The sequence below is a fragment of the Limnohabitans sp. B9-3 genome (assembly GCF_002778325.1).
Taxonomy (GTDB): Bacteria; Pseudomonadota; Gammaproteobacteria; order Burkholderiales; family Burkholderiaceae_C; genus Limnohabitans; species Limnohabitans kasalickyi.
The window spans coordinates 91,551-113,977 of the sequence record NZ_NESI01000005.1 but is presented as its reverse complement, the minus strand read 5'-3'; the positions used below and the strand labels follow the sequence as shown (position 1 = coordinate 113,977).

General features: G+C 55.0%; 22 protein-coding genes and 1 tRNA gene. 20 read left to right on the top strand and 3 right to left on the bottom strand.

Annotated features, from left to right (window positions below; genetic code table 11):
- Positions 1–14: 14 nt before the first annotated feature.
- Complete coding sequence (gene clpA / locus B9Z42_RS09640) at positions 15–2,345, top strand: ATP-dependent Clp protease ATP-binding subunit ClpA (protein WP_100133167.1); 2,331 nt, start codon at positions 15–17, stop codon at positions 2,343–2,345.
- 113 nt (positions 2,346–2,458) lie between these two features.
- Here the strand turns inward: clpA and B9Z42_RS09635 are convergent, their stop codons facing one another.
- Positions 2,459–4,027, bottom strand: a complete 1,569-nt coding sequence (locus B9Z42_RS09635; RefSeq protein WP_100133166.1) for a helicase HerA-like domain-containing protein — start codon at positions 4,025–4,027, stop codon at positions 2,459–2,461.
- A gap of 68 nt (positions 4,028–4,095) precedes the next feature.
- Between B9Z42_RS09635 and B9Z42_RS09630 the strand changes: the two genes are divergently transcribed.
- The 9 genes from B9Z42_RS09630 to rng all read left to right on the top strand — a co-directional run bounded on the left by B9Z42_RS09630 (position 4,096) and on the right by rng (position 11,821).
- A complete protein-coding gene (locus tag B9Z42_RS09630; RefSeq protein ID WP_100133165.1) occupies positions 4,096–4,815 on the top strand; it encodes a YebC/PmpR family DNA-binding transcriptional regulator in 720 nt (239 codons plus the stop codon).
- Positions 4,812–6,104 (top strand): phosphoribosylamine--glycine ligase, encoded by a 1,293-nt coding sequence (purD, locus tag B9Z42_RS09625; RefSeq protein WP_100133164.1) that lies wholly within the window; start codon positions 4,812–4,814, stop codon positions 6,102–6,104. Before B9Z42_RS09630 ends, purD begins: the two co-directional genes overlap by 4 nt.
- A gap of 12 nt (positions 6,105–6,116) precedes the next feature.
- A complete protein-coding gene (locus B9Z42_RS09620; RefSeq protein WP_100133163.1) occupies positions 6,117–6,755 on the top strand; it encodes a 1-acyl-sn-glycerol-3-phosphate acyltransferase in 639 nt (212 codons plus the stop codon).
- A 13-nt stretch (positions 6,756–6,768) separates the two neighbouring features.
- The gene (gene hemF, locus B9Z42_RS09615; RefSeq protein ID WP_100133162.1) at positions 6,769–7,719 is read left to right on the top strand and encodes an oxygen-dependent coproporphyrinogen oxidase; all 951 of its coding nucleotides are present in this window, start codon (positions 6,769–6,771) and stop codon (positions 7,717–7,719) included.
- Positions 7,712–8,350, top strand: coding sequence for a nicotinate (nicotinamide) nucleotide adenylyltransferase (gene nadD / locus B9Z42_RS09610; RefSeq protein ID WP_100133161.1), 639 nt, complete (start codon positions 7,712–7,714; stop codon positions 8,348–8,350). The genes hemF and nadD overlap by 8 nt, the downstream gene beginning before the upstream one ends.
- Entirely contained in the window at positions 8,347–9,126 is a 780-nt protein-coding gene (gene rsfS, locus B9Z42_RS09605; RefSeq protein WP_100133160.1) for a ribosome silencing factor, read from the top strand. The genes nadD and rsfS overlap by 4 nt, the downstream gene beginning before the upstream one ends.
- Positions 9,123–9,590: a 23S rRNA (pseudouridine(1915)-N(3))-methyltransferase RlmH gene (gene rlmH / locus B9Z42_RS09600; protein ID WP_100133159.1), complete on the top strand. Its 468-nt coding sequence runs from the start codon at positions 9,123–9,125 to the stop codon at positions 9,588–9,590. Before rsfS ends, rlmH begins: the two co-directional genes overlap by 4 nt.
- A 74-nt stretch (positions 9,591–9,664) precedes the next feature.
- Positions 9,665–10,303 (top strand): nucleoside triphosphate pyrophosphatase, encoded by a 639-nt coding sequence (locus B9Z42_RS09595; protein ID WP_100133158.1) that lies wholly within the window; start codon positions 9,665–9,667, stop codon positions 10,301–10,303.
- Between the two features lie 27 nt (positions 10,304–10,330).
- Positions 10,331–11,821 carry a ribonuclease G gene (rng, locus tag B9Z42_RS09590; protein WP_100133285.1) on the top strand — a complete coding sequence of 497 codons (1,491 nt, stop codon included), beginning with the start codon at positions 10,331–10,333 and terminating at the stop codon, positions 11,819–11,821.
- 37 nt (positions 11,822–11,858) lie between these two features.
- Here the strand turns inward: rng and B9Z42_RS09585 are convergent, their stop codons facing one another.
- Positions 11,859–12,731 carry a glycosyltransferase gene (locus B9Z42_RS09585; RefSeq protein WP_100133157.1) on the bottom strand — a complete coding sequence of 291 codons (873 nt, stop codon included), beginning with the start codon at positions 12,729–12,731 and terminating at the stop codon, positions 11,859–11,861.
- A complete protein-coding gene (gene msbA, locus B9Z42_RS09580) occupies positions 12,728–14,533 on the bottom strand; it encodes a lipid A export permease/ATP-binding protein MsbA (RefSeq protein WP_100133156.1) in 1,806 nt (601 codons plus the stop codon). Before msbA ends, B9Z42_RS09585 begins: the two co-directional genes overlap by 4 nt.
- 92 nt (positions 14,534–14,625) lie before the next feature.
- On the opposite strand from msbA, the gene tolB reads away from it, so the two are divergent.
- The 10 genes from tolB to B9Z42_RS09530 all read left to right on the top strand — a co-directional run bounded on the left by tolB (position 14,626) and on the right by B9Z42_RS09530 (position 22,307).
- Entirely contained in the window at positions 14,626–15,909 is a 1,284-nt protein-coding gene (gene tolB / locus B9Z42_RS09575) for a Tol-Pal system beta propeller repeat protein TolB (RefSeq protein ID WP_100133155.1), read from the top strand.
- Positions 15,910–15,937: 28 nt separating this feature from the next.
- The gene (gene pal, locus B9Z42_RS09570; RefSeq protein WP_199172016.1) at positions 15,938–16,465 is read left to right on the top strand and encodes a peptidoglycan-associated lipoprotein Pal; all 528 of its coding nucleotides are present in this window, start codon (positions 15,938–15,940) and stop codon (positions 16,463–16,465) included.
- Positions 16,462–17,229, top strand: a complete 768-nt coding sequence (gene ybgF, locus B9Z42_RS09565; protein WP_100133153.1) for a tol-pal system protein YbgF — start codon at positions 16,462–16,464, stop codon at positions 17,227–17,229. Before pal ends, ybgF begins: the two co-directional genes overlap by 4 nt.
- A 47-nt stretch (positions 17,230–17,276) precedes the next feature.
- Positions 17,277–18,341, top strand: a complete 1,065-nt coding sequence (locus tag B9Z42_RS09560; RefSeq protein WP_233203593.1) for a YeeE/YedE family protein — start codon at positions 17,277–17,279, stop codon at positions 18,339–18,341.
- On the top strand, positions 18,334–19,122 hold the full coding sequence (locus tag B9Z42_RS09555) for a ThiF family adenylyltransferase (RefSeq protein WP_233203592.1): 789 nt from the start codon (positions 18,334–18,336) through the stop codon (positions 19,120–19,122). The genes B9Z42_RS09560 and B9Z42_RS09555 overlap by 8 nt, the downstream gene beginning before the upstream one ends.
- A gap of 56 nt (positions 19,123–19,178) precedes the next feature.
- Positions 19,179–19,254, top strand: a tRNA-Lys gene (locus tag B9Z42_RS09550).
- Between the two features lie 116 nt (positions 19,255–19,370).
- Positions 19,371–20,636, top strand: coding sequence for a tyrosine-type recombinase/integrase (locus B9Z42_RS09545; RefSeq protein WP_233203591.1), 1,266 nt, complete (start codon positions 19,371–19,373; stop codon positions 20,634–20,636).
- Positions 20,637–20,700: 64 nt separating this feature from the next.
- Entirely contained in the window at positions 20,701–21,159 is a 459-nt protein-coding gene (locus B9Z42_RS09540) for a hypothetical protein (protein ID WP_143474069.1), read from the top strand.
- Between the two features lie 16 nt (positions 21,160–21,175).
- Entirely contained in the window at positions 21,176–21,421 is a 246-nt protein-coding gene (locus tag B9Z42_RS09535; protein ID WP_143474068.1) for a hypothetical protein, read from the top strand.
- Between the two features lie 265 nt (positions 21,422–21,686).
- The gene (locus B9Z42_RS09530; protein WP_100133148.1) at positions 21,687–22,307 is read left to right on the top strand and encodes a hypothetical protein; all 621 of its coding nucleotides are present in this window, start codon (positions 21,687–21,689) and stop codon (positions 22,305–22,307) included.
- Positions 22,308–22,427: the final 120 nt, after the last annotated feature.

Here is a 22,427-nt window from a genome sequence, read left to right as displayed (position 1 = left end):
AGAAGGAAAAACACATGATCGCCCAGGAACTAGAAGTCAGCTTGCACATGGCCTTTGTCGAGGCTCGTCAGCAACGTCACGAATTCATCACCGTTGAGCATCTGCTGCTCGCCTTGCTCGACAACCCCAGCGCTGCTGAAGTGTTGCGCGCTTGTTCGGCCAACATCGACGACTTACGCAAGTCTTTGTCCAACTTCATCGCTGACAACACGCCTCAGGTGTCTGGCACCGAAGAAGTAGACACACAGCCCACCTTGGGTTTTCAGCGCGTGATCCAGCGCGCCATCATGCATGTGCAGTCCACAGGCAATGGCAAAAAAGAAGTGACTGGCGCCAACGTGCTGGTCGCGATCTTTGGCGAAAAAGACTCGCACGCGGTGTACTACCTCCACCAACAAGGCGTGACCCGTTTGGACGTGGTGAACTTCATTGCCCACGGCATCAAAAAGAGCGACCCACCTGAAGCCGTGAAAGGCGCGGAACCTAGCCCTGCCGAGCAGGAAGAAGGCGGCTCATCTGAAAAGAACGAAAAAGCCTCACCCTTGGAGCAGTTCACCCAGAACCTGAACCAAATGGCCAAAGACGGCAAGATTGACCCGCTGATTGGTCGTGAGTACGAGGTAGAACGCACGATTCAAATTTTGTGTCGTCGCCGCAAAAACAACCCGCTGTTGGTGGGCGAAGCCGGTGTGGGTAAAACCGCGATTGCTGAGGGTTTGGCATGGCGCATCACGCAGAAAGACGTCCCCGAGATCTTGGCTGAAGCCGTGGTCTATTCGCTGGACATGGGTGCTTTGTTGGCCGGTACCAAGTACCGCGGCGACTTTGAGCAGCGCTTGAAGGGCGTGATCAAGAACCTGCAAAGCAAACCCAACGCGATTTTGTTCATCGACGAAATTCACACGCTGATTGGTGCGGGTGCAGCTTCGGGCGGTACGTTGGATGCGTCCAATTTGTTGAAGCCCGCGTTGTCGAGCGGTCAGCTCAAGTGCATTGGCGCCACGACTTTCACGGAATACCGTGGCATTTTCGAAAAAGACGCCGCCTTGAGCCGTCGTTTCCAAAAAGTGGATGTGGTCGAACCGACAGTTCAAGAGACGGTGGACATCCTCAAAGGTCTGAAATCGCGCTTTGAAGAGCACCACAACGTCAAGTACGCCGTGGCTGCGTTGCAAGCGGCTGCTGAGTTGAGCGCCAAGTACATCAACGACCGCCATTTGCCCGATAAGGCGATTGACGTGATTGACGAAGCCGGTGCGGCACAACGCATCATGGTGCCGTCCAAGCGCAAGAAAACCATTGGCAAGGCCGAGATTGAAGAGATCGTGGCCAAGATTGCGCGCATCCCCCCCGCCAACGTGTCCAACGACGACCGCAGCAAGCTGCAAACGCTGGAACGTGATTTGAAGAGCGTGGTGTTCGGTCAAGACAAAGCTCTCGAAGTGTTGGCGTCTTCGGTGAAGATGGCACGTTCGGGCTTGGGCAAGGGCGACAAGCCAATTGGTGCGTTCTTGTTCAGCGGCCCTACCGGCGTGGGCAAGACCGAAGCGGCCAAGCAGTTGGCCTACATCATGGGCATTGACCTGGTTCGATTTGACATGTCCGAGTACATGGAGCGCCATGCTGTGAGCCGCCTGATTGGCGCGCCTCCCGGCTATGTGGGCTTCGACCAAGGTGGCTTGCTGACCGAGGCCGTGACTAAGAAGCCGCATTGCGTGCTGTTGCTCGACGAAATCGAAAAAGCCCACCCCGACATCTTCAACGTGCTGTTGCAGGTGATGGACCACGGCACGCTGACCGACAACAACGGCCGCAAAGCTGACTTCCGCAACGTCATTCTCATCATGACGACGAATGCTGGCGCTGAGACCATGAACAAGGCCACCATTGGCTTTACCAACCCGCGCGCGGCGGGCGATGAAATGGGCGACATCAAGCGCTTGTTCACGCCAGAGTTCCGCAACCGTTTGGATGCCATCGTGGGCTTCAAGGCGTTGGACGAAAACATCATCATGCGTGTGGTCGACAAGTTCTTGCTGCAACTCGAAGGCCAGTTGGCTGAAAAGAAAGTCGACGTCACCTTCAGCGACGCATTGCGCAAGCATTTGGCCAAGAAAGGCTTCGACCCGCTCATGGGTGCGCGCCCCATGCAACGCCTCATTCAAGACACGATCCGTCGTGCCTTGGCCGACGAGTTGCTGTTCGGCCGCCTCATTGACGGTGGTCGCCTGAGCGTGGATATTGACGACAAAGACGAAGTGCAGCTCGACATCACGCCTCTGCCTAAGAAGGAAAAGGCTGCGAAGGGCGAGCAAGCGGCTTCTGAAGAGTCGGCTGCAAGTTAAGGCGGGCTGCGGGTTCCAACCCGCTCCGATCACGCCTGATAAGTCAAAACGCCGTCTGTGTTTACACAGGCGGCGTTTTTTATTGCACCTATCTTGAGCCTGGTTGAAGTGGCTTAACGCTTACGTCCACCCAAAATACTGCCCATTACCCCCCGCACAATTTCTCGGCCCACAGCTGAGCCGATGTTGCGTACGGCAGACTTCACCATCATTTGTGCCAAACCTTGGTGTTGGCCACCGCGTGGACCGGTGGAGCCAAAGAGGGCGTCGCCTAAGCCAGACAGTACTTGGTCTGTCATCGAGGGAGCGGCGGGTAGGCCGGCAGGGGTGTTCGCGACAGACGCACCTTGGCCTTGTGCATCTGAAGTTGCTGAACCACTTGTCGTGCTGTTTGTGCTGTTGGCTGGCCCAGCACCTTTGAGGCGCTCGTAGGCTGATTCGCGGTCGATCACTTGCTCGTACACCCCCGCCACCAGCGAGTTGGCCAGCAAGGCTTGGCGTTGTTCCGACGTGATGGGGCCGAGTTGGCTGCCGGGCAGCAGCACATAGACCTGTTCGGTCTCAGATGGGCGGCCTTTGGCGTCGAGCAAGCTGACCAAGGCTTCGCCTACGCCCAGCTCGGTGATGGCTTTTTCAATGTCGAGGCCTGCTTTGCCGCGCATGGTTTGCGCGGTGGCTTTGACGGCTTTTTGGTCACGCGGTGTAAAGGCACGTAGGGCGTGCTGCACGCGGTTGCCCAACTGGCCCAGCACGGTGTCGGGCACGTCCAGCGGGTTTTGCGTCACAAAATACACACCCACGCCTTTGGAGCGAATCAGGCGCACCAGCAGTTCGATGCGCTCAATCAGCACCTTGGGCGCTTCGTTGAACAACAAATGCGCCTCATCAAAGAAGAACACCATTTTGGGTTTTTCAGGGTCGCCAATCTCTGGCAGTTGCTCGAACAACTCCGACAGCATCCATAGCAAAAAGGTGCCGTACAGGCGCGGCGCGTTCATCAACTTGTCGGCAGACAAGAGGTTGATCACACCCATGCCTTTGGCGTCGGTTTGCATGAAGTCTTGGATGTTGAGCATGGGCTCGCCAAAAAAGGCGTCGCCACCCTGTGTTTCAATTTCAAGCAAGCCGCGTTGAATGGCGCCAATGCTGGCGGCGCTGACGTTGCCGTATTGGGTGGTGAAGTCGCGCGCATGTTCGCCCACATGTTGCAGCATGGCGCGCAGGTCTTTGAGGTCGAGCAGCAGCAAGCCTTGGTCGTCGGCGATTTTGAACACGAGGTTGAGCACACCAGCTTGTGTGTCGTTCAGGTTGAGCATGCGGCCCAAGAGCAGCGGCCCCATGTCGGTGATGGTGGCGCGCACGGGATGTCCGGTTTTGCCGAACACGTCCCACAGCGTGGTGGGGCAGGCGAGCGGTGTAGGCATGGGCACACCGCGCTCTTGCAGCGAGGCTGCTAATTTCGGAGGAATCGCCCCCGACTGGCTGATGCCAGCTAAGTCACCTTTCACGTCGGCCATGAACACCGGCACGCCCATTTTGGAGAAGCCTTCGGCCAGCGTTTGCAGGGTGACGGTTTTGCCTGTTCCGGTGGCACCGGTGATGAGACCGTGGCGGTTGGCGAGTGCTGGAAGCATGTGGCATTCCGTAGTCTTGTGCAGCGCAATCAGCATCGGTTCGGCCATCGAAAGTTCTCCATCACTTGAAAAGTAAAATAATGTCTTAAGGTTAATTCAACTCATGAGGATTTCTGATGGCCGGCCATAGCAAATGGGCAAATATTCAACACCGCAAGGGTCGACAAGACGACAAACGCGGGCGCATCTGGACGCGTCTGATCCGCGAAATCATGGTGGCTGCCCGTCTAGGCGGTGCCGAGTTGGACATCAACCCCCGCCTGCGTTTGGCGGTTGAAAAAGCCAAAGCGGCCAACATGCCCGCTGACAACATCAAGCGCAACATCGACAAGGCTACGGGCAACCTCGAAGGCGTGAGCTACGAAGAGATTCGTTACGAGGGCTACGGCATTGGTGGCGCGGCGATCATCGTCGACACCATGACCGACAACCGCGTGCGTACCGTGGCCGATGTGCGTTTTGCGTTCAGCAAGCACGGCGGCAACATGGGCACCGAAGGGTCGGTGGCTTTTCAGTTCAAGCATTGCGGCCAGATGATTTTTGCGCCGGGCAGCAACGAAGACCAAATCATGGAAATCGCGCTTGAAGCGGGTGCGGACGATGTGATCACCGATGACGATGGCGCCATTGAAGTGCTGACGCCGCCCACCAGCTTTGAAGCTGTCAAAAACGCTTTGGAAGCTGCGGGCCTCAAGCCTGAGGTGGCCGAGGTGACTTACCGTGCAGACAACACCATCGAGATCGAAGGTGATGACGCTGTGAAAATGCAAAAACTCCTGGACGCGCTGGAAGACCTTGACGATGTGCAAGAGGTCTATCACAACGCTGCACTATGAACGTCTTAGTCATTGGCGGCGGTGGCCGCGAGCACGCGTTGGCTTGGAAGATTGCCCAATCCAACAAGGTGCAAAAAGTGTTTGTGGCCCCCGGCAACGGCGGCACGGCACGCGACAAGCGCTTGCAAAATGTACCCATCACCGATGTCAAAGCCTTGCGCGAGTTTGCGCAAGCCGAGGGCGTTGAGTTGACCGTTGTTGGTCCCGAAACGCCTTTGGCTGCTGGCGTGGTCGACGAGTTTCGCGCCCACGGCATGCGCATATTTGGCCCGACCAAGGCCGCAGCGCAGCTGGAAAGCTCAAAGGCGTTCAGCAAAGCGTTCATGAAGCGTCACAACATCCCAACAGCTGAATACGACACCTTCACTGACGCGCAAGCCGCGCACGATTACGTCAACGCCAAGGGTGCACCGATTGTGGTGAAGGCCGATGGTTTGGCGGCCGGCAAGGGCGTGGTGGTAGCGATGACCGCCGCCGAGGCCCACGAAGCGATTGACTTCATGCTGCTCGACAACAAGCTGGGTGTGAGCCACAACGAAGGTGGCGCAAGGGTCGTCATCGAAGAGTTTTTGCAAGGTGAAGAAGCCAGTTTCATCGTCATGTGCGATGGCAAAACCGTGTTGCCTTTGGCCACCAGCCAAGACCACAAGCGCTTGCTTGACGCAGACCTTGGCCCCAATACCGGCGGCATGGGCGCGTATTCGCCAGCCCCCGTGGTCACACCCGAAGTACACGCCCGCGCCATGCGCGAAATCATTTTGCCTACCATCAAGGGCATGGAAAAAGACGGCATTCCGTTCACTGGCTTCTTGTACGCAGGCTTGATGATTGACCCACAAGGTCAAGTTAAAACGCTGGAGTTCAACTGCCGCATGGGCGACCCCGAAACGCAACCCATCATGATGCGCTTGAAGACCGATTTGGTCGATGTGTTGATGGCCGCCACAGCCAACAACACCGAAGATCGTTTTGACGACTTTGCGCTGGATTGGGACCGTCGCACCGCCGTCGGCGTGGTGATGGCGGCCTTCGGCTATCCCATGAACCCGCGCAAAGGCGATGTCATTGGTGGTTTGCCCCAAGACACCGACGACGCTGTGGTGTTCCACGCAGGCACCCAGATGGTGGATGGTTTGATCACCACCACCGGTGGACGCGTGTTGTGCGTGACCGCTTTGGGCGGCACCATCAAGCTAGCGCAGCAATTGGCGTATGACGCTGCCAAAGGCATTCATTTTGACGGTGTGCAGTACCGCACCGACATTGGCTACCGCGCCATTGCGCGTTGAGTGTTCGCGGATATGTCAGTTGATACCCGCGCAAAGTCGCCTGTTGACGCATCCATTGAGTTCAAAGGCAGCCGTTTAGCGCGCGCTTTTCTGAGGCTGATTGGCTGGCGTTATGTGTTCAACGGCTTACCGGCCGCGCAAGGTGTGCTCGTGGGTTACCCGCACACCAGCAACTGGGATTTCGTGGTGATGATGCCGGTCAAGTGGGCCATTGGCTTGCAGGTGCAGTTTTTCGCCAAAGACAGTTTGTTTCGCATCCCTGTCTTTGGACGGTGGCTGCGTTGGATTGGTGGCACACCCATCGACCGCTCGTCGCCCAAAGGGGTGGTGGGTGAGATGGTGAATGTGCTCAAACAATACAAACAAGACGGCCGCTATTTGTGGCTGGCACTGTCGCCTGAGGGCACACGCAAACTCACCCCAGGCTGGCGCAGTGGCTTTTACCAATTGGCGCTTGGTGCCGATGTACCTGTGTGTATGCTGCGCATTGATTACGCCAAAAAAGAGGCGCATTTTGACCAGTTCATGCACCTCACGGGAGATGTGCAGGCGGACTACGCGCACTTGGCCAAAGCCTATGCCGGCGTAGGCGGTTTTCATCCGTCGCAGGTCGCGCCCATACAGCCATTGCCCCCTCGATCTAACCCTTAACCACGCGCATCGTATGAGCACTTCTGACTCTTCCTCCCACACCCGTGTCGTTACAGCCGCCCGCGATTACTTGATGGGTTTGCAAAGCCGCATCACAAGCGCAATTGCGGCCAAAGACGGCGGTACTTTCTTGGTTGATCCGTGGGAAAAAGGCCCAGGCGAGCAGTTGCAAGGCAACGGGATCACCCAAATTTTAGAAAATGGCCCTGTGTTCGAGCGCGCAGGTTGCGGCTTCTCGCATGTGTCTGGCCCTAAGTTGCCACCCTCGGCCACGCAGCACCGCCCCGAGCTGGCCGGTGCGCCGTTTGAGGCCATGGGCATGTCGTTGGTGTTTCATCCGCGCAACCCATATGTGCCCACGGTTCACATGAACGTGCGCATGATTGCAGCGACCCCTGCCAATGGTAAGACCGTGGCTTGGTTTGGTGGTGGCATGGACCTGACGCCGTATTACGGCTTTGCTGAAGACGCGGTCCATTTCCACCAAACCTGTCGCGACGCGCTGGCGCCGTTTGGCGAGGGACTTTACCCACGCTTTAAAACTTGGTGTGACGACTATTTTTGCAACAAGCACCGCAACGAGCAGCGCGGCGTTGGCGGCATCTTCTTTGACGATTTTTCCGAGCTTGGCTTTGAACGCAGCTTTGACATGCTGCGCAGCGTCGGCGACGCTTTGATCCATGCCTACATGCCCATTGTGGAGCGTCGCGAGCACACGCCTTATGGTGAGCGCGAGCGCGCGCACCAGCTGTATCGCCGGGGCCGCTATGTGGAGTTCAACTTGGTGTGGGACCGCGGCACCCACTTTGGCTTGCAGTCGGGCGGGCGCACCGAGTCTATTTTGTTGTCCATGCCACCGTTGGTGAGCTGGTCGTACCAACACCAGCCCGAGCCCGGCTCGCCAGAACACGCCTTGCTGCATGAATTTTTAGTGCCACGCGACTGGTTGGGTTCGCATGCCTGACACCGACATCGTTCGGTTGGGGGTATTTGGCGGGGCGTTTGACCCGCCGCATTTGGCACATTTGGCGCTGGCGCGACGTGCGGTGGCGCAGTTTGCGCTGGATCGTTTGTTGATCATTCCCACGGGGCAAGCGTGGCATAAAACCCGCTCACTCACGGCCGCACCGCACCGATTGGCCATGACGCGTTTGGCCTTTGCCGAACTGCCTCAAGCCTGGGTGGACGCCCGTGAAATCGAACGCGATGGCCCAACCTTCACGGTGGACACTCTGAACGACTTGCAGCTTGAATACCCCAACGCCAAGTTGTTTTTGTTCATCGGTGCCGACCAAGCGCGTGCCTTCCAAACTTGGCACCGTTGGCAAGAAATTTTGCAGCTGGCCACCTTGGTGGTGGCCCAACGGCCGTTAGATGACGTGGGCGAAAATCGCAAGACCGACGCACAGTGGCACAATGCGGTATCCCCCGACGTACAAATCTTGGACATGCCGAGCTTGCCCATCAGCGCCACCGAAATTCGGTCGCACCTGGCTCACGGCTCGCAAACCCAAGTTGCACCTCTGCATGAGTGGTTGTCTGCCCCTGTGCAGCACTACGTAGATCAACACAGACTTTACCGATTAGACCGATGACCGAAACCGCTGGCAAAAAAGATGTTCAAAAACTGCAACGCATCGTTGTGGATGCTTTGGAGGATGTGAAGGCCCAAGACTTGGGGGTGTACGACACCGAGCAACTGTCCTCACTGTTTGAGCGCGTGATCATCGCCTCGGGTACCTCGAACCGTCAAACCAAAGCCTTGGCCGCCAGCGTGCGCGACAAGGTGCGCGATGCAGGCTTTTCTAAGCCACGCATCGAAGGCGAAGACAACGGCGAATGGATCATTGTGGATTGCGGCGCTGTGGTGGTTCACATCATGCAGCCGACCATCCGTGGCTACTACAACCTCGAAGAAATTTGGGGCAGCAAGCCTGTGCGTTTGAAGTTTGGCGCGCCCAAACCTGCCGCACCAGAACCCAAAGAGCCAGCGCCTAAGAAGGCTGCGGCCAAAAAAGCAGGTGCTAAATCAGCGGGTAAAACTGCTGACAAAGCCTTTGACAAAGCAGCTCCTAAAGCTGCTCGCGGTGCTGCTGCCAAAGCTGCTTCCGCCAAGTCGGCCGCTAAACCTGCAGCCAAGAGCGCTGCGCCCAAAGCTGCAGCCGCTAAAACAACGGCAACTCGCAAGCCGGCCGCCAAGACAGCCGACAAACCCGCAGCCAAGCTGCCCGTGAAAACGGTGGGTTTGAAGGGCGCTAAATCGGCCTCCAAAACTGCTGCACGTACCGCCTCGACCTCCGCAGGTAAGCCAGCAGGCAAGCCTGCTGGTAACCGTGTGGCTGCGAAGAAGACACCTGCCCGCAAAGCATGAAGCTGTGGGTGGTCGCCGTCGGCCAACGTGTGCCCGACTGGGCGCAAACCGCTTGGGACGATTACGCCAAGCGGTTTCCTTCGGAGATCAAAGTCGAGCTCAAGGCCGTTAAAACCGAGCCGCGCAGCTCTAAAACGCTAGAAACCATCTACGCCGCCGAGCGCGAGCGCATTGAGGCCGCTATTCCGCGTGGCTGCCGCATCGTGGCCTTAGACGAGCGTGGCACCAACCTCACCACCGTGGCCTTGGCTGCCAAGCTCAAACATTGGCAAATCGAAGCCGAAGATGTGGCCTTGGTGATTGGCGGACCCGATGGCTTAGACCCCGCGTTCAAACAAGCCGCACATGAGCGCATTCGCATTTCCGATTTGACCTTGCCACATGCCATGGTGCGCGTGTTGTTGGTGGAGCAGCTTTACCGCGCATGGTCGATCAACGCGAACCACCCGTATCACCGCGAGTGAACAGCGCCTGTTTGCCGAGATCACAGCGCTTTAGAAATCTGCTTCTTCCACAAACCTCGCCAAAAAAACTCACCATGCCTGCATCTCAATTCGTTTATTTGGCTTCTCAAAGCCCACGCCGCCGCCAGTTGCTGGAGCAATTGGGGGTGCGTTACGAGTTGCTGTTGGCCGACGACTCCGAAGACGCTGAAGCGCTTGAGGTGGTGTTGCCCGGGGAAGCCCCGCGTGCCTATGTGCAGCGCGTGACCCTGCTCAAACTCGACGCTGCGCTGAGCCGCATGGCGCGTCGTGGCTTGCCGCTTGCACCCGTGCTGTGCAGTGACACCACGGTGGCTTTGGGTAAAACCATTTTGGGCAAACCGGATGACGCCAAGCATGCCGCCCAAATTTTGGGTGCATTGAGCGGACAGACCCACCGCGTGCTGACATCGGTGGCGATGGGGTGTGCAACAAAAACGGCTTCTAAAACCGGTAAACCGCCAAAGATCGCGCAAGCTTTAAGCGTATCCAACGTGCGCTTTGCCACGCTCACACGCGCCCAAATCCAAGCTTATGTGGCCAGCGGCGAGCCCATGGGCAAAGCCGGCGCCTATGCGGTGCAGGGCAGGGCGGCGGCCTACATCGAGCACATCAGTGGCAGTTACTCTGGCATCATGGGTTTGCCGATGTTCGAGACTGCGCAGCTGTTGCGTGAGTTTGGTTTCAAGGCTTAACCGCGGTTCAACGCTCAGTCCATGTCCATGCAACAAGATATTTTGATCAACTGGTCGCCCCAAGAAACCCGCGTGGCGGTGGTCGAAACGGGCGCTGTGCAAGAGTTGCATGTAGAGCGCACCTTAGAGCGCGGTTTGGTGGGCAACGTCTATTTAGGCAAAGTGGCGCGTGTGCTGCCAGGCATGCAATCGGCCTTCATCGACATTGGCTTAGAGCGCGCCGCGTTCTTGCATGTGGCGGATTTAATGAGCAGCGTGTCTGCCCGTCATGCCGACACCGAAAAAGGTGAGCCAGCGCCTGTGGTGCCCATTGAGAAACAGGTGTTTGAAGGCCAGTCCATCTTGGTGCAAGTCATCAAAGACCCGATTGGCACCAAAGGCGCGCGTTTGTCGTCACAAATCAGCATCGCGGGGCGCTTGCTGGTGTTTTTGCCGCAAGACCAACACATTGGCGTATCTCAAAAAATTCCGCTCGAACAGCGCGAAGCCCTGCGTCGTCGCCTGCAAGCCCTGGCCGATGCGGGTGCTCCGAACGGACAAACCGGTGGCTTCATTTTGCGCACCAATGGTGAAGAGGCCGATGATGCGGCCTTGGGTGAAGACATTGCTTATCTGCGAAAGACGTGGGCACGCATCAAAGACGCTTCGACCCGTATGCCGCCAAAGTCGCTGCTGCACCAAGATCTGAGTTTGTTGCAGCGCGTGCTGCGCGACTTGGTGGGTGAAGCCACACAAACCATTCGCATTGACTCGGCCGAGCAATTTGCCAAGCTGCAAGCCTTTGGCGTGGAGTTCACGCCCTCATCGGTGCAAAAGCTGCAACTCTACAAAGGTGAGCGGCCGATTTTTGACCTCTTCAACATCGACGAAGAAGTGGCCAAAGCCTTGGGCCGACGCGTGGACCTCAAATCCGGCGGCTACCTCATCGTGGACCAAACCGAGGCGCTGACCACGGTGGATGTGAACACCGGTGGCTTTGTCGGTGCGCGCAATTTTGACGAAACCATTTTCAAAACCAACCTGGAAGCTGCAGGCGCGATTGCGCGTCAACTGCGCTTGCGCAATTTGGGTGGCATCGTCATTGCCGACTTCATCGACATGACCCGTGAAGACCACCGCGAGGCCGTGTTGGCCGAGTTCCGCAAACAACTCGCGCGTGACCGCGTCAAAACCATGGTCAGCGGGTTTTCAGCCTTGGGTTTGGTGGAGATGACGCGCAAGCGCACCCGCGAATCACTGGCCCACATGCTGTGTGAAGCCTGCCCCGTGTGCGAGGGCAAAGGCAGCGTCAAGACGGCCCGCACGGTGACTTACGACATCTTGCGCGAAATCTTGCGCGAAGCTCGTCAGTTCAACCCCCGCGAGTTCCGCGTAATTGCCTCGCCGGGCGTGATCGACGTGCTGTTGGATGAAGAAAGTCAGCACTTGGCTGGCTTGAGCGACTTCATCGGCAAACCCATTTCTCTGCAGCCGGAGGCGGCGATGGCGCAGGAGCAATACGATATTGTGCTGCTGTAAAGCGTTTACTGCGCTTGTGTTCATGCGCAGTTTGTTCTCACGCGACCAGTTTGAAGTGTTTGCGGCTGAAATCTAATCCGAACGCTTTTTCAAGCTTCATCAACCAGCGATGACGTTTTTCGCGCTTACTAAGCTGGTAAGCGGGGTCAATCGTGAAGCTTGTTTCTGCTGAGCTCTCTAGCCAAGGTTTGACCAGCTCTGGATGCGTTCCCGTGAATGGCTGCAAGACTTGCGCATCAAATTGACTGTAACGAACGACGGGTGCGCCGTGCGACCAAAACTTGCTGACTTGGTCGAGTTTCTTTTGCATCGCCTCGTTGCTACGCACCCAACCGTAGTGGTAGATATGCGCATTGGCCAAAGCAGCCTGAGGATTGCGCGGTTTTTTATGGTCACCCGTGATCAACCAATATTGGCCATCAGGTGCATAGGAGCGAATGGTGTTGCGAATCAAGCGGCATTCACGGCGATACCAAGCAGGGCTGTTGGCCACAAACTCGGGCGTTCCATAAAAGTGGAAGTAATCAAAGACCAATGCCTCGACTGCGGGGTTGCCATGGTGCTGCTCAACGCTGGTGCGAATCTTGGCTAACTCCGCTTCATGCACCAACTCGTCGCCTTCTAAATAAAACGCCCAATCGCCTGTGCACGCGTATTGGGCGATCATTTTTTGCTGGGCGTAAACAAAGCCACGGTCTGCCATGCGTTCGTTCCAGATGGTTTCGATGATGCGAATTTTGGGTGAGTCGATGGCTATCACACGCGCTAACGTGTCGTCGTTGCTGTGGCCAACGACCACCACAAACTCATCGACCAAAGGCAGCAAAGACCGAATGGACGCCTCAAATGGAAAACCGAGTTCTACGCCGTTGCGTATGAAGGTGAAACCGCTGATGGACGCTAGGCTCATACTGGCTCGCTATCTGAAATAAAAGGCGTGGAAGAGGAGGTGATCACATCGTTTGCCGTGTGGAGTGCTGCATAAGAACCCTGCCGGTTCATGAGCGCCTCATGCGTTCCCATCTCCACCACTTCCCCCGCTTGCATCACCACGATCACATCGGCATGCTCAATGGTGGACAAACGATGCGCAATGACCAGCGAGGTGCGGCCTTGCATCAAGGTCTTGAGTGCGTTTTTGACGGCTTGCTCTGAGGCCGTGTCCAGCGCTGAGGTGGCTTCGTCCAAGATCAACACAGGAGCGTCCTTGTAAAGGGCGCGGGCAATGGCCAAACGTTGACGCTGGCCGCCCGAGAGCTGCGTGGCGTTGTGGCCAACCAAGGTTTTTTCTTGCGAGGGAAGGGCGCGCACAAAGTCGGCCAAATTGGCGGCTTCTAGGGCGCGCCATAGGCGGTCTGTGTCCAACACTTCGCCAAGGGCAATGTTGTGCGCCACGGTGTCGTTGAACATCACCACATCTTGGCTGACATAGGCCACTTGGCTGCGCAGGCTGGCCAGCGACCAGTCTTGCAACTTCACGCCGTCCAAACTGACTTGGCCACGGGTGGGTTCTAAAAAGCGGGGCAGCAAGTTAGCCAAACTGGTTTTGCCTGAGCCGGAGGGGCCGACCAAAGCCACCGTTTGGCCAGGATAAATGGTCAAGCTGACGTTGTTCAGGGCCGGTTGCGTGGCACTGGGGTACTGCAAAGTGACGTTGTCAAACCTGATTTCGCCGCGCACTTGCGTGCTGGTATGCGTGCCTTGGCTTTCGTCTGCCACTTGTGTCAGCAGGTTGAGGCCACGTTCGAGTGAGGTGATGCCACGCGTCAAGCTGGCCACCACCTCGGACAAATGCTTGATGGGCGAAATGAGCATCAGCATGGCGGTGATGAACGCGGCAAAACTGCCCACCGTCACCGCGGGTTGACTGGGGCTATGCGTGCCTTGCCAAATGGCCATGGTGATCACAGCTGACAGCGCCAAGGCAGCCAGCATTTGGATCAACGGCGTCATGACCGAATTGGCCACGACCGACTTGAGCGCCAACTGGCGTAGCTTGTGGTTGACGTCAGAAAACTTGGCGGTTTGACTGGTTTGTGCGTTGTGCAACCGCACCATGCGGTAAGCCAGCACGTTTTCTTCCACCACATAAGCCAAAGCGTCGGTGGCGTCTTGGCCGGCACGCATGACGCGGTCTAGGCGACGCGTTAGCGTTTTAACCACCCAAGCGATAGGTGGAAAAATGGCGAACACAATCAGGGTCAGATGCCAATTGATATAAAGCAAGTAACCCAGCAGCGCCACCAAGGTGACCGAGTCTTTGGCCAAAGCCAGCATGGTGGAAACCAATTGCGATGCGCCAGCATTGACCTCATAGACGATGGAGTTCGTGAGCCCACTGGCGTGTTTGTTTTGAAACAAATGAGGGTCGGCACGCAACAGCTTTTCAAACAAGCGCTGACGAATGGTTTCGAGCGAGGCGTTGGTGATACGGGCCAAGCAATAACTGGCCACAAAACCCGCAAAACCGCGCACGCCAAAGAGCAGCAGCAAGACCACAGGGATTTTCCAGAGGTCTAAATCGCCTTGCTGGAAGCCTTTGTCCAACAAGGGTTTCATCAAGGCCGGAATGGCAGGCTCTGTCGCTGAACCAATCAAAATGCCCAATATGGCCAAAACCAAGGTGCCTGGGTGTCCCGAAAACCAAGGTGCAACACGTCGCAGTCTGATCCACAAAGAGTCGGTTGCAACGGTGTTTTCGGGATGAATCATGGAAGATTTGTCGTTCAGCGAGTTATGTCACATTATCGCCACTCGCTCACGCACTAAAATCAGGCGTTCACTCACTGACTGCTGAAAACCACATGACCTTGAAATGCTTGCGAACCGCTCTTAGCTTTTTGACGGCCTGCGTGTTGGCCGTGCCCGCATGGGCGCAGTTCCGCGTCGAAGTTTCTGGCGTGGGTATGACCCAAGTGCCCATTGCCTTTGCGCCTTTGCGTGGCGAAGACGCCTCACCCCAGAAGATGGCCGCCATCGTGCAAGCCGACTTGGAGCGTAGCGGTCAATTTCGTGGGTTAACGGCCGACCGTTCGTCCGACGAAACCGAACGTCCAGACCTCAGCGGTTTGCGTCAAAAAGGCGCAGATGCTTTGCTGACGGGCAGCGTGAGCCGCATGAACGACGGCCGTTTTGATGTGCGCATTCGCTTGTGGGACGCGGTGCGTAACCAAGACTTGGGCGCGATGAGCTACACCGTGCCCCCTGCCGATTTGCGTTTGGCCGCCCACCGCATTGCTGATTTTGTGTACGAAAAACTCACAGGTGACCGTGGCGTTTTTTCGACGCGGATTGCCTATGTGACCAAAGCCGCTGGCCGTTATAACTTGTGGGTTGCGGATGCCGATGGCGAAAACGCGCAATCGGCCTTGACCAGCCCCGAACCCATCATTTCGCCCAGCTGGTCGCCGCAAGGTGGGCAGCTGGCCTATGTGTCTTTTGAGTCACGCAAGCCTGTGGTGTATGTGCACGATGTGTCCAGCGGCAAGCGCCATGTGGCGGCAAATTTCCGCGGCTCAAACAGCTCGCCCAGTTGGTCGCCGGATGGTCGTAGCCTTGCGGTGACTTTGACCCGCGATGGAGGTTCACAACTTTTCGTGATCGACGCCAAAGGCGGTGAACCTCGCCGCTTGACGCAGTCCACGGGCATCGACACCGAGCCAGTTTTCTCTCCTGATGGCACCGCCATTTACTTTGTCAGCGACCGTGGCGGTTCACCTCAGATTTACCGCATGCCAGCGCAAGGTGGCCCAGCCAATCGCGTGACGTTCAATGGCTCTTACAACATTTCGCCAGCTGTCAGTCCTGACGGGCGTTGGCTGGCTTACGTGTCACGCATTGGTAGCGCCTATAAATTGCAAATCATGGACATTGCCAGCGGCAACGTGAGCGCCATCAGCGACACCTCCGCGGACGAGCGCCCCAGCTTCGCACCGAACAGCCGTTTGATTGCCTTTGCCACGCAACAAGAAGGGCGTGAAGCCTTGATGACCACCACTCTCGACGGCCGCATCAAAGCGCGTTTGTCGGGCAAGGGGGGCGATTTGCGTGAACCGCATTGGGGCCCTTTTATCAAAGCCCAGCCTTAATTTCTTCTTTTTTTGACCACTGACCTCTATGAAAAAATTCCTTTTGCTTCTTTCTTTGATCGCTGTTTTGTCAGGCTGTGCATCGGGCGTCAAGCTCGATGAGGTGCCTGTGGACGAGCGTTCTGGCTCACCTGCTAATTTGCCAGGCAGCGGTGCAGCAGGTGCTGCCCTCGACGCCCGGGGTCTGAATGGCTTGAACGCGAATGGCATGCGCCCAGGTCCTGCGGGCGTCGATAACGTGATCTTGTTTGATTACGACAGCTTCACCGTGCGTGCCGATTACCAAGCAACTTTGGCTGCCCACGCGCGTTACTTGCGCGGTGACAGCACCCTGCGCGCCAACATCGAGGGCCATACCGACGACCGTGGTGGCCGCGAGTACAACTTGGGCTTGGGCCAGAAGCGTTCCGAGGCCGTGCGCCGTGCGTTGAGCGTCTTGGGCGTGCCAGATAACCAAATGGAAGCGGTGAGTTACGGCAAAGAAAAGCCAGCCGCTCAGGGGGGCGATGAAGCTGCTTTTGCTAAAAACCGTCGTGCTGAGATCACTTACCGATGAAAACCCCTGTTGCTTTGACTTTGCGCGTTGCAGCCTTGGCCATGGGCCTTTGGCTCACGCCTATTGCCCATGCCGCCTTGTTTTCTGACGACGAAGCTCGCCGTGCCATCATTGATTTGCGTGAGCGGGTGGAGCGTCAAGGTGAAGAAATCAAACTTTTCCAACGCAGTTTGCTTGACCAGCAAGTCCAATTTGAGGCACTTCGCAAAGAGGCGGCCCAGTTGCGCGGTGAAAAAGAAGAACTGAAACAAGAGTTCAAACAAGAGCTGAAACAAGAAATCATCAAGCAACAAAATTTAGCTAAAGATTTGGCGCAAGGTGTGGACGAGCGTTTGCGTAAGTTCGAACCCGTCAAAGCCAAAGTGGATGGCGTCGAGTTTTTGGCCGAGCCCGCAGAGGTGCGTGCGTATGACGAGGCCGTGGCTGAGTTTCGCAAAGGCGACTTCACCTCCGCCAGCGCGAGTTTGGGTGATTTCATTCGCCGTTACCCCAAAAGCGGTTTTGCCAATACCTCGCTGTTTTGGCTAGGCAATGCGCAATATGCCAACCGTGAGTACAAAGAAGCCATTCGTAACTTCTCGGTCCTGTTGGTTGGCTCGCCCAACCATCTGCGCGCGCCTGAAGCCATGCTGTCGGTCGCGAACTGCCAATTGGAGTTGAAAGACATCAAGGCTGCTCGCAAAACTTTCGAAGACGTCATCAAGATGTACCCCCAATCCGAGGCCGCCAACGCTGCCCGTGAACGCTTGAGCAAACTCAAATGACCGACATTCAGTCACTCACCCAACAGGTCCTCGGGGCCTTTTTTTTGATGTCATTCGTGCTCGGCGTGATCAGCCAACGTACCCACTTTTGCACCATGGGTGCCGTTTCTGATGTCGTGAACCTAGGGGACTGGACCCGTGCGCGCCAATGGATGGCCGCCGTGGGCGTGGCCATGATTGGCTTTGCAGCGCTGTCCGGATCTGGCCAAATCGACGTCAGCAAAACTTTGTATGCCGGTTCACGCTTTATTTGGTTGTCGACCCTTGTGGGCGGCTTCATGTTTGGTTATGGCATGGTCATTTCATCGGGTTGCGGCAACAAAACTTTGGTGCGTATTGGCGGCGGCAACCTCAAATCGGTGGTGGTGTTTGTGGTGATGGGGGTGAGTGGATTTGCCACGCTCAAGGGCATTACCGCTGTTTTGCGTGTGAATACGGTTGATGCCGTGGCTTTGGATATGCCGACTGGCGCCCATTTAGGGACGCTGCTTAGCGCTGTGGTGGGTTTGAATCCTGACGCTGCGGCCGTTTATGCCGGGTTCGTGTTGGGCGCCGTGTTTTTGGCGTTGGCTTTGCGTCACAAAGACTTTTGGAGATTGGACAACCTACTCGCTAGTTTTGGTGTGGGGACTGTGGTTGTGGTACTTTGGTGGATCAGTGGGCATTTCGGGTTTGTCGCGGAACACCCCGAAACTCTAGAGGCTGTTTATGTTGCGACCAATTCAGGACGCATTGAAGCGCTCACGTTCGTGGCGCCTGTTGCACACACCCTGGATTGGCTGATGTTTTTCAGCGACAAATCTAAAGTTTTGACTGCTGGCGTTGTGTCTGTGGTGGGCATCATTTTGGGTGCAGCGGCTTCGGCGTTGTTGAGCAAGACCTTTCGATGGGAAAGCTTTGCGAATCAACGAGATCTGGCCAACCATTTGATGGGCAGCGTGCTCATGGGCGTAGGCGGTGTCACCGCGATGGGTTGTACCTTTGGCCAAGGGTTGAGCGGTATTTCTACCCTCAGTCTCAACGCTTTTGTGGCAGTGGCCGCTATTTTGGTCGGTGCTGTGGTGGCCTTGCGTCAGCAAGCGGCACGCATGGAAGCCAGTTACTGTGCTTGATGCGGCTTTGCAGCAGCGTCGTTTTGGTGGCCTTGAAAGACTCTACGGTGTTGATGGTGCGCATCGCATTCGCGCCGCGCATGTGGTGGTGGTTGGTATTGGGGGTGTAGGCTCTTGGACCGTTGAAGCCCTGGCCAGAAGTGGTGTGGGACGCTTGACCTTGATTGACCTCGACCATGTGTCTGAATCCAACATCAACCGACAAATTCACGCGCTCGACACCACGGTAGGACTGGCCAAAGTTGAGGCCATGCGCGAGCGTATCACTCACATCAACCCCGATTGCGTGGTGACTTGCATTGACGACTTCGTAGAACCTGCCAATTGGCCGGGCCTGTTGGGACAAGCACTCGACACGGTAGACGCGGTGATTGATGCGTGCGACCAAGTCAAAGCTAAAACGGCGATGGCCGCCTGGGCTTTGCGTACCAAACCCCTGTTCATCAGCGTGGGTGCCGCCGGTGGCAAACGTTTGGCACACAAAGTGGACATTGACGACTTGTCACTCACCACGCACGACCCTTTGTTGGCCCAACTGCGTTACCGTTTGCGCAAAGAACACGGTGCGGCCCGCGAAGGAAAAAAAATTGGGGTGGCTTGCGTGTTCAGTCGGGAGGCCGTGGCCCCACCCGACGCCAGCTGCGCCGTTGAGGGCGATGGGAGCTTGAACTGCCAAGGTTACGGCTCTGTGGTCAGCGTGACAGCCACGTTTGGCCAATGCGCAGCGGGTTGGATAATTGATGAAATTTCTTCGCGGCCATTGGCAAAGCAGTCAAAATAGCAGTATACTTTGAGGCTTCGCAGGGTACACAGTTAACACTGTTTACTAAGCGTGATGGGACCATAGCTCAGTTGGTAGAGCAGCGGACTTTTAATCCGTTTGTCGTGGGTTCGACCCCCGCTGGTCCCACCAAAATAAAACTGAAAACACCTCATACGTCTGTATGGGGTGTTTTTTTTCGTCCGTGCTGTACAAACAAAACACTCAGTCAGCACTTTAAGTTCCACGCTGTTCATCGTCGTTGCTAAATGTCAGCCCAGCAACGAACACCCAAAAACACACGACAGCCCCACACGACAAAACAAACGTCACACGCACTTGCTTCGCTTGCCACAGCAAACGCACAGCACATCCATTTGCGTGATGGTGAAGTGGTGCTGTACAGACGAAGCCGCAGCCTCTTGTATCAATGCCGCTACAAACTTGCTGATGGCACTTGGTATCGCCAAAGCACACGTAAAGCCAGCATAGAACACGCCGTTGCCGTTGCTTGTGACTTGTACGACGAAGCACGGTACAGACAACGGTTAGGTTTAGCACACCAAACACACACGTTCGCACAGATTGCGGCGGTGACGCTGGCAGAACTGAGAGTGAAGATTGACGCAAGCACTGGAAGAACTGCTTACAGCGACTACGTGGGATGTATTGAGAAGTATTTTTTGCCCTACTTCAAAGACAAGCGGCTGGAAGAACTCTCGCACACAGACATCGTTGAGTTTGAGTTGTGGCGGGACAGGCAGATGCGTCGCAAACCCAAAGCAAGTACGTTGATGAACTTCGCCAGTGCTTGGAACAAGTTGTTGTCTGTTGCTGTGTCGCGTGGCTACATCAGCGAGCGTGTGCCTGTGCCAAAACTAACCACAAAGGGCGAGAAGGGCACAACACGCCCAGCGTTCAGCGAAGAAGAAATCACGCAGTTGTTGGCGTTTATGGAAACGTGGCAACACAAGGGCTTGCGAGATGTTGAAAAGGAAATACGCCCCTTGTTGCGTGACTACATTGAGATGCTGTTGCTAACGGGAATGCGACACGGCACAGAAGCAATGGGTATTTGTTGGCGGCACATTGAGTGGCACACGGACAAGGGCGTTAGGTACTTGCGGATTTGGGTTGATGGCAAGACTGGCGGGCGTTGGTTGATAGCAAAACACAGGGCAGTTGATGTGCTGAAACGGCTACACGCACGACAAACGGATATTGGGCACATAAGTTTTGACGACTTGTTTGCTGAACGTGTGCCGCACTTGCTGTTCCGTTTTACTGACGGTTATCAGCCGCCTAGTATGAACGGCACGTTTAGACGGCTGATGCGTGACACAGGCTTGTTGAAGAACACGGAAGGGCAGACAAGGACGCTGTACTCTTTACGTCATACCTACGCCACGTTTGAACTGCTACGCAACAGCACGGACATCCACACCTTGTCAAAACAGATGGGCAACTCTGCCGCAATGATAGAAAAGCACTACAGCAAACTAACGGCGACGATGGCGGCAGATAAGTTGGCGTAGGGTGCTTGCTTATTGTTTTGAGTTGGGTATGATTGAAAAAAAATGACTATTAAAGGATGGCTTTATGTTTTCTGGTTTTTTTGAAAAAAAAGATATGGAGCGGGTGGTGTGGCACATTTTGAGTTCGTACAAGAATTTGTTTTGCGATCCTGCGTACAACACAGATGAAAGAGAACCAGAAAACGTTTTGATGGAATCTGCTATTTTTGGTGCTTTGCTTTACGCAAATGAAAAGAAATTAAATGAAAGCGATTTCTACACCTTTTATATACAAGGTGTTGCTGAACATATTGAGGAAACTGGAAGCATAAGTTTAGAAGCAATGTGTTTTATTGCGGCCTCACTAAGGGGTGATTTCTCTAAAAATATACGAAACATAGGTACATTTTTTGGGGAAAGCGTAAGAATGTTGAATTTAGGTGTTGGGGCTTTTGAAAAGTATCCAATGTCAAATTCAGTAGGTTTGAAGTTGATTGGTAAAACTACATTACTTAGATTTTTATCGGCTAAAAATAAACGCTAACAAAGGAGAAACTGAAATGAGTACAAGCCAACGATTGAGTGAAATTGAAGCACAAGAAAAAGCACTTGCTGATGAAAAGAAGAAGTTGCTTGAAGCGTCAAAAGATGCTGACTTGGAAATGGTAAAGAAGTTGTGTAAGCAACACGGTTTCACTGCGACGCAACTGCGTGGATGCTTGAAAGTTAAAGGAAAACCTAAAGCAACTGGTGACAAAGCGGCGGCAAAAAAGACAGCCGCTAAAAAAGCACCAGCAAAGAAGTGACTGATGAATGGATAAAGAATCAATCAATATTGAAGAAGAAAAATCTTTCAAAAGTAAGTTGAAAGATGAATTCAACGCTGATAAAAAATTCTTTGTAAGAGTGCTGTTTATTTCAGTTCTACTTGTAATGGGGTATTACTTGTTCTCTCCATATCAAAATTGTTTGAGATTTGAAGATAACGAGTGGTGGTGTATTTCCAATACAAGATGGTAAAACCTAAATACAAAGGACAGCGTGACGTAAAAAATCACGCTGTTTTCATTTATGCCAAAACTTGATGGAACACACTTGCCAGAACGGCTGGCACAAAGACTTGCTGACTTGAAGGCAGATAAAGAAGTTGCCGCACGAGATGTAAAGGCTTTGCTGAGTGATGAACAGATTGCGGCAATGGATGCGGCTTGGACTGAACAACAAGCGTTGAGAAAAGTAAAACGAGCACGTACAAAAGAAGAAGAGCGAGAACTTGGTTGGAAGACGAAGCGTGAGATTTATATTGAGGCTTATGAAAAGGCTTTAAGTGAAGCAAATGAAGATATTGGTGATGCACTTGATGAGCGACTTGAAAGAGCAGAAGTAAGAGCGGCACGGATTTACTTGGATGCATACTTTGCCGCAAGAGATGAGGGAAAAGAAGCGTATCAAGCACACTTAGCCGCAAACAATGAATTGAAACGAGCACACTTGGCAAAAGTGGATGTGGCACAAACTGATGCGATGACAAGAAGGCGTGATGAACTGGATGCTATGGAAGATGTAATACGAGCGGAGATTCGAAAAAAAATGACACCTGAAGAGTTAGAGCAACTTGAGATGCTTGAAGAGCACGAGCGAGAACTGGCTAAAGGCAGGGGTAAAGCAGGGGGTAGGGCTGGGAAGCCTTAAAAATAGGGGCTTGGCAGGGGTTGGTCGGCTTGGTCTTGTTGGTCTGATGGTCAGGTAGGACACGGTTTATTAAAAAGCACGGTTTTTGCCAATGCTGTTTGGTTGCGTGAAAAACCGTGC

Excerpts from the sequence above, each read along its gene's own strand:
- B9Z42_RS09540 (WP_143474069.1), top strand. The coding sequence starts at position 20,701 with ATGTTTTCTGGTTTTTTTGAAAAAAAAGATATGGAGCGGGTGGTGTGG.
- B9Z42_RS09620 (WP_100133163.1), top strand. The coding sequence starts at position 6,117 with ATGTCAGTTGATACCCGCGCAAAGTCGCCTGTTGACGCATCCATTGAG.
- msbA (WP_100133156.1), bottom strand. The coding sequence starts at position 14,533 with ATGATTCATCCCGAAAACACCGTTGCAACCGACTCTTTGTGGATCAGA.
- B9Z42_RS09530 (WP_100133148.1), top strand. The coding sequence starts at position 21,687 with ATGCCAAAACTTGATGGAACACACTTGCCAGAACGGCTGGCACAAAGA.
- B9Z42_RS09585 (WP_100133157.1), bottom strand. The coding sequence starts at position 12,731 with ATGAGCCTAGCGTCCATCAGCGGTTTCACCTTCATACGCAACGGCGTA.
- B9Z42_RS09630 (WP_100133165.1), top strand. The coding sequence starts at position 4,096 with ATGGCCGGCCATAGCAAATGGGCAAATATTCAACACCGCAAGGGTCGA.
- hemF (WP_100133162.1), top strand. The coding sequence starts at position 6,769 with ATGAGCACTTCTGACTCTTCCTCCCACACCCGTGTCGTTACAGCCGCC.
- rlmH (WP_100133159.1), top strand. The coding sequence starts at position 9,123 with ATGAAGCTGTGGGTGGTCGCCGTCGGCCAACGTGTGCCCGACTGGGCG.
- clpA (WP_100133167.1), top strand. The coding sequence starts at position 15 with ATGATCGCCCAGGAACTAGAAGTCAGCTTGCACATGGCCTTTGTCGAG.
- B9Z42_RS09595 (WP_100133158.1), top strand. The coding sequence starts at position 9,665 with ATGCCTGCATCTCAATTCGTTTATTTGGCTTCTCAAAGCCCACGCCGC.
- B9Z42_RS09535 (WP_143474068.1), top strand. The coding sequence starts at position 21,176 with ATGAGTACAAGCCAACGATTGAGTGAAATTGAAGCACAAGAAAAAGCA.
- B9Z42_RS09545 (WP_233203591.1), top strand. The coding sequence starts at position 19,371 with ATGTCAGCCCAGCAACGAACACCCAAAAACACACGACAGCCCCACACG.
- purD (WP_100133164.1), top strand. The coding sequence starts at position 4,812 with ATGAACGTCTTAGTCATTGGCGGCGGTGGCCGCGAGCACGCGTTGGCT.
- pal (WP_199172016.1), top strand. The coding sequence starts at position 15,938 with ATGAAAAAATTCCTTTTGCTTCTTTCTTTGATCGCTGTTTTGTCAGGC.
- nadD (WP_100133161.1), top strand. The coding sequence starts at position 7,712 with ATGCCTGACACCGACATCGTTCGGTTGGGGGTATTTGGCGGGGCGTTT.
- rsfS (WP_100133160.1), top strand. The coding sequence starts at position 8,347 with ATGACCGAAACCGCTGGCAAAAAAGATGTTCAAAAACTGCAACGCATC.
- B9Z42_RS09560 (WP_233203593.1), top strand. The coding sequence starts at position 17,277 with ATGTCATTCGTGCTCGGCGTGATCAGCCAACGTACCCACTTTTGCACC.
- B9Z42_RS09635 (WP_100133166.1), bottom strand. The coding sequence starts at position 4,027 with ATGGCCGAACCGATGCTGATTGCGCTGCACAAGACTACGGAATGCCAC.
- rng (WP_100133285.1), top strand. The coding sequence starts at position 10,331 with ATGCAACAAGATATTTTGATCAACTGGTCGCCCCAAGAAACCCGCGTG.
- ybgF (WP_100133153.1), top strand. The coding sequence starts at position 16,462 with ATGAAAACCCCTGTTGCTTTGACTTTGCGCGTTGCAGCCTTGGCCATG.
- tolB (WP_100133155.1), top strand. The coding sequence starts at position 14,626 with ATGACCTTGAAATGCTTGCGAACCGCTCTTAGCTTTTTGACGGCCTGC.